The 12,319-nt window shown below is 36.9% G+C and carries 9 protein-coding genes and 1 pseudogene; all 10 read right to left on the bottom strand.

What is annotated here, in order from left to right; all coding sequences use genetic code 11:
• Positions 1 to 47: 47 nt before the first annotated feature.
• Positions 48 to 1,358, bottom strand: a complete 1,311-nt coding sequence (locus COD11_RS28140) for a cellulase family glycosylhydrolase (RefSeq protein ID WP_416635912.1) — start codon at positions 1,356 to 1,358, stop codon at positions 48 to 50.
• Between the two features lie 192 nt (positions 1,359 to 1,550).
• Entirely contained in the window at positions 1,551 to 2,462 is a 912-nt protein-coding gene (locus COD11_RS28135) for a methyl-accepting chemotaxis protein (RefSeq protein ID WP_483296273.1), read from the bottom strand.
• Between the two features lie 30 nt (positions 2,463 to 2,492).
• Positions 2,493 to 3,263, bottom strand: a pseudogene (locus COD11_RS28130) (MCP four helix bundle domain-containing protein); the annotation flags it as partial.
• A 177-nt stretch (positions 3,264 to 3,440) separates the two neighbouring features.
• Complete coding sequence (locus COD11_RS03725) at positions 3,441 to 4,790, bottom strand: GH1 family beta-glucosidase (RefSeq protein WP_098795415.1); 1,350 nt, start codon at positions 4,788 to 4,790, stop codon at positions 3,441 to 3,443.
• A 38-nt stretch (positions 4,791 to 4,828) separates the two neighbouring features.
• A complete protein-coding gene (locus tag COD11_RS03720; RefSeq protein WP_098795414.1) occupies positions 4,829 to 5,830 on the bottom strand; it encodes a LacI family DNA-binding transcriptional regulator in 1,002 nt (333 codons plus the stop codon).
• Positions 5,831 to 5,954: 124 nt separating this feature from the next.
• Positions 5,955 to 6,797: a carbohydrate ABC transporter permease gene (locus tag COD11_RS03715; protein ID WP_098795413.1), complete on the bottom strand. Its 843-nt coding sequence runs from the start codon at positions 6,795 to 6,797 to the stop codon at positions 5,955 to 5,957.
• Positions 6,797 to 7,741, bottom strand: coding sequence for a carbohydrate ABC transporter permease (locus COD11_RS03710; RefSeq protein WP_098795412.1), 945 nt, complete (start codon positions 7,739 to 7,741; stop codon positions 6,797 to 6,799). Before COD11_RS03710 ends, COD11_RS03715 begins: the two co-directional genes overlap by 1 nt.
• A 78-nt stretch (positions 7,742 to 7,819) precedes the next feature.
• Positions 7,820 to 9,121 carry an ABC transporter substrate-binding protein gene (locus COD11_RS03705; protein ID WP_098795411.1) on the bottom strand — a complete coding sequence of 434 codons (1,302 nt, stop codon included), beginning with the start codon at positions 9,119 to 9,121 and terminating at the stop codon, positions 7,820 to 7,822.
• Positions 9,122 to 9,373: 252 nt separating this feature from the next.
• On the bottom strand, positions 9,374 to 10,981 hold the full coding sequence (locus tag COD11_RS03700; RefSeq protein ID WP_098795410.1) for a CTP synthase: 1,608 nt from the start codon (positions 10,979 to 10,981) through the stop codon (positions 9,374 to 9,376).
• Positions 10,982 to 11,276: 295 nt separating this feature from the next.
• Entirely contained in the window at positions 11,277 to 11,843 is a 567-nt protein-coding gene (gene rpoE, locus COD11_RS03695; RefSeq protein WP_098795409.1) for a DNA-directed RNA polymerase subunit delta, read from the bottom strand.
• Positions 11,844 to 12,319: the final 476 nt, after the last annotated feature.

The following is a 12,319-nucleotide window of genomic DNA, read 5'->3' as shown; positions in this document are numbered from 1 at the left end:
ACATCAACTGATTCACCCCAGTTATCAGCAGATAAGCGTACATTCGCTCAATAGTTGTCTGAAGTAACATCACTGCTTGCGTTTAGTCCAGAAATTTGTAAAGTTCCATCAACATTCTTTAATGCTACATCCTTTACTGGACTGTCACCATTTACGCCAAAGCCTTGTGTCGAGTTGTTAAAGTCAAATAGTACTTTCGAGTATTTCGTACGATCGATCGGCTCATAGGATACTCCTTTTATACGAGCACGAACATATTCACCTGATAAGCTTAATTCTTTAGGTGCCCATACCTGGTCAGCACCTGGATCTAAATCAGTTGCCTCTGTTTTCCCCAATTGAAATGGAGTAAAGGCTGCAGATGTTTCATTTTTATTTGTTAAAGACCAGTTAGCCCAGCTAATATTATTTTCATTTAAGAAATTGATCCATTGGTTTGCTTCTTCTAAGTATGGACCATTGTTTCCATTCGCTTCACTTGTTCCCCATTCTGTTGCAAAAACAGCTTGTCCTTTTTCAAGCGCATATCTAGCATTACTCATGACATTTTCACGATTTGAGCTATCTGATGCTGCTGGATGTGAGCCAGTGTAAAAGTGAACAGTATACATTGTGTTGGCATCATCAATTGGATTATCAGCAGCTAAATCTGCGCGTTGGCTCCAGTTCGGGCTACCTACAATCACAATGTTTTGATTTCCATTATCACGGAGCATTTTAATAATTGGCTCTGCATATGATTTAACTTTTGCCCAACCTTCTGCGTTATTTGTTAATCCAGGTCCATCATTACTATTACTACTTGGTTCGTTTGCTAATTCATAGATAATGTGAGGATCATTAGGATAAAGACTTGAAATTTCTTTAAAAAAGTTCAATGCCCCTTTATAAACATCAGCATTTGGATCTCCCGGAGCATGTACATGCCAGTCGACAATCACATACATATCATTTGCTTTTGCTAATTCAATTCCATCAATGACACGTTGCTTGATGACTTCTGGATTTGAAGCATATCCACCTTCACCCACATACATTGCAAGACGAATAAGATTTGAACCCCAATCATTTGATAGAGCTGAAAACGCATTTTCATTTAAAATTCCTGGGAACCATTGTAAACCGTGAGTACTCATTCCACGGAGCTGAATTGGTTGGCCGTTTTTATCAACCAATGTTTTTTGACCATTAACTACCTTAAGACTTAATGCCCCAGCTTGAGACGGTTTTTTTCCTGGTTCAACAAGCAAGCTGTTGTAATCAGCTTCTGCTGCTGAAGCAAAATTAGGTAGTAATGATGTTAATAATCCAAGAACCATTATTAGTGCCATAAACCTTTTTAGTATTCTGTGCTTCAAAATAAATCCCCCTTGTTTGATATAAGTTTTATAGAAACCGGTTTCCTAAATAAGATAAAAAAGTATCGGAAACCGTTTTCTTTACCACCCAAAAAAATATACACCCTTTGAAAACGCTAACACTTATTTTAGTATACTATGGATACTTTTTCATGAAAAGTAATATTAAAATAATTCTAATAATTTATCATTCTAAACTCTAAAGCTCTTCACTAGCTCCTGTAGTGCTAATACCTTTGAACTCAATTCCTCAGATGATGAAGTAACTTTTGTCATAATAGCATTTTGCTGTTCAACTGATGCAGCCACTTCTTCTGTATTTCCCGCTGAGAAGACAGATATATTTGCGATTTCCTCTATTATATCAACCATGCTTTGTGTGCTAGCATTTACTTGCTCCACTATAGCCGATACTTCCTGTGATTGTGATGCAACATCAGCTACCATGTCAACAATATTCTCAAACGAATCACCGGTTTTATTAACCATCACGATTCCATCATCAACTGCATTGATTCCATCACTCATAGATTTTAGTGCATTATTAACTTCTGTTTGCATTTCATCTATCACTTTTTTGATTTCTTCAGCTGCTTTTCCTGATTGCTCAGCAAGCTTTCTGACCTCATCGGCTACAACAGCAAATCCTTTACCATGTTCACCGGCTCTTGCTGCTTCAATAGCTGCATTTAGAGCTAATAGGTTTGTTTGCTCCGCGACATTTGTTATTAAAGAGAGCATTTGACCGATTTGGTTTGATTTGTTACTTAACGAATTCATCGCAGTCGAGGTATGTTGAACTTTATGTTGCACTTCATTCATTTGAACAACAGTTTGCGAAACAATTGCTTGTCCAGTTGTTGCCTTTTCATTTGTTGCCAATGTGAGATCGGAAACGGCTTGTATAGAACGTGCAGCTTGTGTCATGCCTGTTGAAATTTCATGAACCACCCGGTTTGCCTCAGAAGCACGTGTAACCTGATTCTCCGCACCACCAGCTACCTCTTTAATAGCTGTAGAAATCGAATTATTTCCTTGTTGTGTTTGTTCAGCACTAACTGAAAGCTCTTCAGATGTAGCTGCTACTCTCTCAGAATTATTCATCACTTCAATGATAATTTTCCTTAAGCTTTCTGTCATTGTGTTAATATCTGTTGCTAGTTTGCCAATTTCATCCCTATTTTTAATAGAAATAGGATCTAGCATTAAATTCCCTTGTGCTACCTGCTTCACACTCATTGACATCGTGGACAACGGTCGAGATATGCTTCTTGAAAGAAGAAGCCCCATGATGATTGAGATGACTAGAACAACCACAATCAAAATCGCTGTATTGGATAGAATGATGGTTGTGAGATTATGTCTTTCCTCCGCAGCTTCCTTTGCCATTGATTGATTTAACTCAACAAGCTTCGTTAGATAACCTTCAACTGTTTCAATTTGTTGCCTGGATTGTTTGATCATTTGACTAGCATCATCATCTTGATTGGCTCTTGATAAAGCAAGAATTTCCTCATGAACAACAAGATATTTATCCCATTCTGCTTGAAATCCATTATAAATTTCTTCTTCCTCTTTAGTCGAAATGGTCTTCTCAACCTGTTTGAACAGCTCATCTAATCTACTAAAAATCGTATCAAATCGCCCATCAAACTGATTCATTTCTCCAATTGTTTCCGCACTAGCATAGAACAGCTGAAACGCAGCAACCTGTTCAACAAGATACCTCATTTCACCTAGCCTTTCTACTGATGGAAGCCACACATCCTCAACTTCACTAGATTTCTTGTTCATTGTGTTCAATCCAGTAAGAGTAGAAACACTAAGTGTTGCAATTAAAATAAAAATGATAGCAAATACAGCAAAAATCTTTCTTCCAACAGTAAGCTTTAAGGGTAATTTCATGACAGTTTTTCTTTGATTACTAGTGTTTCTCTGCTTCTTTACGTATTTATGTAAGAGCTTCTGCATATAGATCCCCCATCCACAGCCATATAATTGTCTGTTATCTAATTTTATTTACCCTTTGATGATAAAAATCCCCTTTTGCACCGAAATCGGTTTCCAAAAGGGGTAAAGTTCTTAGTAAAACATATCAAACCAACCATTTTTAATTGTTTGCTTATACCAATAGTAACTATCTTTCTTTGTTCTTTCTAATGTATTGAAATCAACGTGAATGATTCCAAAACGCTTATCATAGCCTTCTGCCCATTCAAAATTATCAAGCAACGACCATGTGAGGTAGCCTTTAATATTTACACCACTATCAATTGCTCGTTTTAATGATGTTAAATGTTGTTTCAAATAATCAATACGTCTTTGGTCTTTTACTCTGCCGTTTTCAACTCCATCATTGTAGCAGGCACCGTTTTCAGTAATATAAATTGGCACTGAACCGTATTGTTCGTTTATTTTTGTTAAAACCTTATAGAAGCCTTCAGGGTAGATATTCCAATCAAAATCTGTTTTTTCATAACCAATATCTACTTTTTCAGTATCTAGTAATCCCTCATTCTCTTTGTATCTAGTCACACTGCCTGTGTAGTAGTTGATTCCAACAAAATCAATTTCTTGGTTAATGATAGCCATATCGCCTTCTTGGATAGGCACTGTTACACCTTTTTTCTCGAACCACTCTACCATAAATTGTGGATAGCTACCTTTGAATACAGGATCAAAGAACCACTCAACAAACCAGCCTGTTGCTCTGTTACAAGCATCGATGTCTTCTTGTTTGTTGCTAAATGGCTCGTTCCATTCTGTATTAGGTGCATAACCAATTTCACCTTCGTATCCTCCGTCTCTTAGGCGGGATACTGCTTTACCGTGTGCAAGTAGTAAATGATGTGAAATCGTTGTAGCTAATTGTAAATTTTGGAATCCTGGTGCATGAAGTCCGATAAAGTTTGATAGAAATGATACACACCAAGGTTCATTGATTGTAATCCATTTTTTAATTTTTCCGTTAAACTCTTTAAACATAACCTCAGCATAATCAGCAAACGCATCTACTGTTTCACGGTTTTCCCAGCCGCCCTTATCTTGAAGAGCTTGTGGCAGATCCCAGTGATATAGTGTACACATTGGCTCGATTCCATTTGCTAGCAATGCATCTACAAAATCATGATAAAATTGAAGACCCTTTTCATTGATTTCTCCAGTTCCATTTGGAAAAATACGTGGCCATGATACAGAAAAACGATAAATATCAATGCCAAGTTCTTTCATTAATGCAATATCTTCTTCATAGCGGTGATAGCTGTCACACGCTACATCTCCGTTATCGCCATTTAATACTTTACCAGGTGTTTTGGCAAAGGTATCCCAAATGGAAAGACCTCTTCCATCCTCAGTTGCTGCTCCTTCGATTTGGTATGCTGCCGTTGCAGCTCCCCATCTCATCTCTTTTGGAAATTGTATAATTGCCATTGTTGTACCTCCACCAAATTCTTTTCTTATGATTGGCTTTATGATTCTCTTACTACTAAATTAGAATCGATAAAAACAGGCTTTAACTCTGATTTTCCATTGATGATGTCATTTAACATATACGCAGCAAGCTTCCCAAGCTGTTCTTTATCCTGCCTTACAGTCGATAGCTTTGGACTGCTATGTCGACATGCATCAATGTCATCACAGCCAATCACAGATATATCTTCAGGAACCCTTAGTCCCTTATCTCTAATCGCATCAATTGCACCAAAAGCCATCATATCCGATACTGCAAAAACAGCTCGCGGATAAGCTTTTGTTTCTAATATTTTATTCATGGCTTGATATCCACTTTCTTCATGGAAATCCCCATATTGAAACCACTCTTGATGAATCTCAAGGCCAAGCTGATCCATTGTTTCTCTTACACCTTTTTCGCGAAACATCGTGATCGCAGAATCTTCTTGACCACCAATAAACCCAATGTCTCTAGTTCCTTGCAAATAAAAGTGTTGAATCACTTTTCTTGATAAATTCACATTATCACTCATCACAAAGCTTGCTTTTGGTCCGCTAAGCTCCAGGTCAATTCCCATACAAGGAATTTCCTCTCGCACAAGCTCATAGATCGCATCCTCTACTTCTTCACCAGCAATGATGACACAACCATCTACATGAAAATGGCGACATCTTGCTAAATAACTACCATTATCTTTGTAGAATTGTTCGTTTGAGAACATGATAATGTCATAGCCTAGCGAACCAATTGTTTTTTTAAACGAAGTAACAACCTCATTAAAGAAAGGATGTGTAAAATCAACATTTACTTTACCGGCATAAATTAACCCAATTAAATTCGATTTTTTGGTGGCAAGTGCTTTCGCAGAAAAGGTAGGCTGATATCCTGTTTCCCGGATAATATCCAGCACCTTTTTCTTCGTCTTTTCACTAATACCACCATAATTATTTATAATTTTTGATACAGTTCCTGGAGATACTCCAGCCATCTTCGCAATATCTTTAATCGTTAAATTCATAGCGGTCCCTCAATTGCCTTTCGCCTTCATAATAGATTGCTTATTTACTGTTAGATTACTATTATTTGAAGCAATTTACAATTTGATAATGGGCGAAAAAAGAAGGTAATAAATTGAAATTTTTTTATTTAACCGCACCATCTGTAATACTAGAAATAAATAGTCTGTTAAACAGTAGGAAAATAATTAATAAAGGTACTGTAGCCCAGAATACTCCAGATAAAATCATACCGAAGTCAATGTTGAATGTGTTACTTAATGTCGCTAAGGCAACTTGAATCGTATACATTTCTGGATCTCTTAAAATCGTAAATTGCCATAAGAATTCTCCCCATACAGCTGTGAAGACAATAATACCTAATGTTGCGAAAGCTGGTAAAATAATCGGTAACACAATGCTGCGGTAGATTCTAAAATTTGAACACCCATCAAGCTTTGCAGCTTCAATTAATTCATCAGGTACCGAATTGCTTACATATTGTCTCATTAAGAAGATTCCTAATGGATTTAAGAAAAATAGAATCGCAACACCTTGTAATGTATCAAGCAAACCTGCTTTTGAAATTAAGTAGTATTGCGGAATTAACCCTAATTGCGGCGGGATAACCATTGTTAAAAGAATGGAAACAAACAACGCGTTTTTTCCAGGAAATTTAAATTTTGCAAAAGCAAATCCTGCTAGTGAGCTAATGATTAATACAACAATTGTTACTGATGTACAAAGAATCACAGTATTGATCATTGCCTGGAAGAAATCAATGGCACCCAACACCTTTTGGAAGTTTTCCACTAACAACTTACCTGGAGTGATTGTTGGCGGAATGGAGTTGTAAGCTGAACTAGGGCTTGTTGCCATCACAAACATCCAATAAAACGGAAACAATGAAAAAAGTGATGCTAGAGTAAGAAATGCATAGATGAATATTCTACCTTTTGAAAACTTTTTTGTTCCTGCTACGTCACCCATTATTTAGCTCCCTCCTTTTTTCTACCAATCTTCCCAGATGTTATTAACGTATTAATCGCAGAGAAGATGATGATGATAAATAACAAGATTACAGCTGTTGCAGATGCTGTACCAAATGATTGTAATTTAAAGGCATCGCGATATAGATACATAACAACGGTCATAGCTTCGTCTCTTGTAAAGGCAGATGTGCCTAAGAATACGGTTGGCTCAGCGAATAATTGCAATGCACCAACTGTTGAGAAGAAAACAGTTAAAATGATAAACGGTTTTAGCATTGGCATTGTGATATAAAGCATTTGTTGAAACTTATTAGCACCATCAATTGTCGCTGCTTCATACAGATCATTTGAAATACTTTGAAGACCTGCTAAATAAATAATTGTGTTATAACCAACCCATCTCCAAAACACCATAATGGAGATTGCAATTTTTGTACCCCATTCAGATGTTGCCCAGTTAACAGGATCAAATCCAAACACGCCTAGTACATAATTGGCTAAAGAAGTTTCGTGATTACTAAATAACACACTAAAAATGAGGGCTACTGCAACCATTGACGTAATATATGGCATGAAGATCGTAACTCTGAAGAAATTTCTAAAGCGGAGAAACGATAGATTTAATAGAAATGCAAGGATAATCCCAAAAATTAATTGAGGAGCAGTACCCATTAATCCAATAACAATTGTGTTATATAAAGATTTCCAAAATAGTGGATCTTCTAATACAATTTTGAAGTTATTTAACCCAGCAAACTCCATAGGGCTTAACCCATTCCATTTTTGAAAAGCGAGGTACAAGCTGAATAGTGCTGGATATAATCCAATAACAGCAAAGATAATAAAGAAAGGTGAAACATAAAGATAGCCAGAAATCATGTCTTTCTTTTCTTCAGATAGAAACCTTTTCTTTTTGACTGCTTTTTCGTTTGCAGAAACCATTTTCACTCCCCGTTTCTTTCAGGAAAACTAGATATGGTGCAACAATGCGCACCATATCTTAGCTTCAATCTTTTTTTATTAACGACTTACTAAATCTTGCGCACGTTTAACAGCTGCTTTCCACTCTTTTTCTGGGTCAGCTCCGTCTTGAACGTTTTTAAGAGCATTAAGAACTTCTTGGTGTACTGGGAAGTATTTTTCACCTTTATAAACGGCACCTTCGATATCTTGTGCTGCTTGAGCAAATACTTCAGAAGTTACTTGACCACCAAAGAACTCATCTTGGTTAGATGTGAATTCTTCCATTTCATACACAGATGGTGCAGATGGGAATAATCCATTGCTTTGGAAAGATTTTAATTGGTTTTCAGGTGATACTAACCATTCAACGAAATCATATGCAGCTTGTGCATTTTCAGTTTCACTTGGGATTGCGATGTAAGATCCACCCCAGTTAGCAGCAAATTCAGTTGGTAATGTAGCTACTTTGAATTTACCAGAAGCGTCTGGAGCATTACCTTCCATCCAACCTTTTAACCAGCCAGCCCCTAATTCAGCAGCGAACTCACCAGTGTTAACAGCATTTGACCATTCTGGAGTCCACATATCAAATTTACCAACAACACCAGCTTCGTTTAACTCAACAGCATAATCGTATGCTTTTTTAACTGCACTACCTTCTTCATCTAAAATTAACTCACCATCAGGATTTAAATATGTTTCAACTGCAGGATCAAGAAGTGCTCTGTAAGCCATTTCAATACTATCTACGAAAGGTTTACCAGTTTTCTCTGTTACTTGTAATCCCGCTTCTTTAAATGCTTCAGGAGAATTGATTAATGCTTCTACTTCAGCAGGCTCAGTTGGTAGACCAGCTGCTTCGAATACATCTGTACGATAGTATAATGCTTTAGGACCAATATCAGTTGGTAGACCGAATAAGAAGTCTCCTCCTTCATTTTCACCAGCATTCCATTTCCACTCTAGGTATTGATCTTGAACGTCTTTTGCACCAAGATCATATAAGTTTGCAAAGCGATCTTGAGCTGCTTTGAAACGATCAAATTGATCTACTTCTAGCATTGCGATATCAGGAGCACCACTACCAGCAGATAAAGCTGTGAATAATGCATCATGATGTTCAGCTGTTTCAGAAGATTTAAACTTTATAGTTACGTTTGGATTTTGTTCTTGATATTCTTTTACTAACTCTTCATAGCCTGTCGCACCGAAAGCCCAGAAGTTTAGTTCTACTTTTTCATCTCCACTTCCGCCGCCCTCTGAAGCAGATTCTTTCTTATCGCCACCACTACATGCTGCTAACGAAAATGCTAAAGCTAAAGACAAACCAGAAGCTAACCATTTTTTCTTGCTTTTCATTTTATTTCCCCCTTGGTTTTTGTTTTATAACCGTTACCCGTTACGGAAACCGATTTCCCTATCAGGAAAAAATTAAAGTGGTTTTCGTTACTGGAAACCGCTTTCAACTATGATTATATCTTCTATTATTCTATAAATCAATCTATTTTTTGAAAAAATTAAAAACTTTTTAAAAACCGGTTTCCATATCTATTTCCTTCTATAGTAAAGCTAATTAAAAAGCCATCCTTATAGGATGGCTTAACTAATGTTTTATAATTTTTCAGCAGCCGTTAATGATGCGCGAACAAAGTCACGGAATAGTGGCTGTGGTCTTGTAGGTCTTGATGTAAATTCCGGATGGAACTGTGATGCAACAAACCAAGGATGATCTTTCACTTCAATAATTTCAACTAAGCGGCCGTCTGGTGTTGTACCAGAGAAAACAAAGCCTGCTTCTTCCATTGCTTGACGATATTCATTATTGAACTCATAACGATGGCGATGACGCTCATAAATTACTTCATCTTGGTATGCCTCGAATGCACGAGTTCCCTCTTGAAGCTTACTTGGAGATAATCCAAGACGTAATGTTCCACCTAAGTCTTCAACATCTTTTTGCTCAGGAAGTAAATCTATAACCGGATAAGCTGTGTTAGGATCAATTTCAGCAGAATTTGCTCCCGCTAAGCCTAATACATTACGAGCATATTCAATTGAAGCCACTTGCATACCTAAGCAAATTCCTAAGAATGGCACTTTATTAACACGTGCATAGTTCGTTGCAACGATTTTCCCTTCAACACCGCGGTCACCGAAGCCACCAGGAACTAAAATACCATCAACATCAGCAAGCTGATCTTTTACGTTTTCAGATGTTAATTCTTCTGCGTTTACCCATTTGATTTCGATATCAGAATCATATTCATATCCAGCGTGGCGAAGTGCTTCAACAACAGAAATATATGCATCTTGCAGTTCAACATATTTCCCAACAAGAGCAATTTTTGTTGTTTTTGAAAGGTTCGTAACACGTTGTACAAGCTCTTTCCATTCTGTCATATCCGCGTCATTGCAATTTAGTTTCAAGTGATTGCATACAATTGTATCTAGGTTTTGATCTTGAAGATCAAGTGGGATGCTGTATAACGTTTCTGCATCACGACACTCGATAACTGCGTTTTTATCAATATCACAGAATAACGCAATTTTATCTTTCATATCTTGAGAAATTGGCATCTCTGTACGAACAACGATCACATTTGGTTGAATACCAAGACTTCTTAATTCTTTAACACTGTGCTGAGTTGGTTTAGTTTTCATTTCACCAGCAGCTTTAATATATGGAACAAGTGTACAGTGGATATACATCACATTGTCACGGCCAACATCACTTTTTACTTGGCGAATGGCTTCTAAGAATGGTAGTGATTCAATATCCCCCACTGTTCCACCAATCTCTGTGATAACAACATCTGCACCTGTTTCTTTACCAGCGCGAAATACTTTGTCTTTGATTTCATTTGTGATATGCGGAATAACCTGAACAGTTCCACCTAGATAGTCACCACGGCGCTCTTTCTTTAAAACAGTTGAATAGATTCTACCTGTTGTCACGTTGTTAAATTTAGTTAGGTTTTCATCAATAAAACGCTCATAATGGCCTAAGTCTAAGTCTGTTTCTGCACCGTCTCCTGTAACGAATACTTCACCGTGCTGATACGGACTCATTGTTCCCGGGTCCACATTTATGTACGGATCGAATTTTTGGATCGTTACACTGATTCCACGGTTTTTTAATAATCTTCCTAGTGATGCAGCTGTGATCCCTTTACCTAAAGATGATACAACTCCACCTGTTACAAAAATATACTTTGTCATGGTCTTCCCCCTCAGAAGCTAATCTTTTTTTATTTTGTACAGAAATGAAAAAATCATTTGAAAAACTATGAATAAGAGTGAAAAATTTTGTGAAATTCAGGGGTAAGCCTGTCCTACTTAACAATTCTAAATCATTTTAGAAATGAACTTTAAACTTTTATATAAAATAAGAAAGCTCCCTTCCAAACAAACTTGAAAGGGAGCAGTAATTGTTTAATTAAACGAACAATCTCTTTTTAAAGAGCCCAAAATAGATTCTACCTAGTTAGAAAAAGAAAGTCAAGACGATTTGATTTTATTTTTCTTCGTCTGAATCATCATCAAAATCGTCGTCTTCTTCGTCATCATCAAGGTCGTCATCATAGTCATCGTCATCATCATCGATTAAATCATCATCATCATCTTCATCTAAATCGTCTGCATCATCTATATCATCAAAATCATCTTCTTCTTCGTCGTCATCTGAATCATCGTATTCATCGATATCGTCATATTCGAGGTCTTCCTCATCAAGCTCATCGTATACATCATCCAGATCTTCATCGTCTGCTTTTTTCGATTTTTTCTTTTTAGGTTTTGCAACAGGAACGATTTCTTCTTCAATTTGCTCGTATGGATACCATGTGCGTAATCCCCACATGTTTTCACCAACACAAATAAAACGGCCATCGATGTTGATGTCTGTATAAAATTGAGCAATTTTATCTTCTACTTGTTGCTGTGATAATCCTAGAAGATCAGCAATTTCTTTTACTAAATCACTAAATACGTAAGGTTTTCTTGCTTCTAAGAAAAGTTCATAGGCAACCTCAACCATTGCCATTTCTTTTATTTGTTCTTCTGTTAATTGTTTTAGACTCAAGTTCCGGCACTTCCTTTCTACATCATCGATCTATTGTAAATCCAGGGCCGCTTTCTAGTGTGGTTCTGTTATCTTAGACAGAATTCAGCTAGAATAAGCCAATTAAGTAGAATAAACTTTAAAATATGTACATAGCAAACCTATCAAATCATACCATTCATTATAAACAATTTCTAGCAGTTTATGCCACCTTTATCATGTAAAAATTGATTTAGGAGTGTTTTTAGGTTATTTTTGCCACCATCTCGCAACTCTTTATCCACTAAAACGGTCTTCATCACATGCATGAAGACCATCTCAGCACGTTTCACCCACTTAAACAGTCTTCATCTCGCCTATGAAGACCATCTCGCAACTCTTCACCCACTTAAACAGTCTTCATCTCTCTTATGAAGACCATCTCAGCACGCTTCACCCACTTAAACAGTCTTCATCTCGCCTATGAAGACCATCTCACAACTCTTCACCCACTTAAA

Source organism: Bacillus sp. AFS040349, from assembly GCF_002577655.1.
Lineage (GTDB): Bacteria > Bacillota > Bacilli > Bacillales > Bacillaceae > Metabacillus.
Note: the sequence above shows the minus strand (reverse complement) of the source record. Positions and strands in the feature narration are given on the sequence as shown.

Bases quoted from the DNA above. Each gene is read 5' to 3' on its own strand.
- COD11_RS03705 (WP_098795411.1), bottom strand. From the start codon at position 9,121: ATGAAAAGCAAGAAAAAATGGTTAGCTTCTGGTTTGTCTTTAGCTTTA.
- COD11_RS03710 (WP_098795412.1), bottom strand. From the start codon at position 7,741: ATGGTTTCTGCAAACGAAAAAGCAGTCAAAAAGAAAAGGTTTCTATCT.
- COD11_RS03720 (WP_098795414.1), bottom strand. From the start codon at position 5,830: ATGAATTTAACGATTAAAGATATTGCGAAGATGGCTGGAGTATCTCCA.
- COD11_RS28135 (WP_483296273.1), bottom strand. From the start codon at position 2,462: ATGAATAATTCTGAGAGAGTAGCAGCTACATCTGAAGAGCTTTCAGTT.
- COD11_RS03715 (WP_098795413.1), bottom strand. From the start codon at position 6,797: ATGGGTGACGTAGCAGGAACAAAAAAGTTTTCAAAAGGTAGAATATTC.
- COD11_RS03700 (WP_098795410.1), bottom strand. From the start codon at position 10,981: ATGACAAAGTATATTTTTGTAACAGGTGGAGTTGTATCATCTTTAGGT.
- COD11_RS03725 (WP_098795415.1), bottom strand. From the start codon at position 4,790: ATGGCAATTATACAATTTCCAAAAGAGATGAGATGGGGAGCTGCAACG.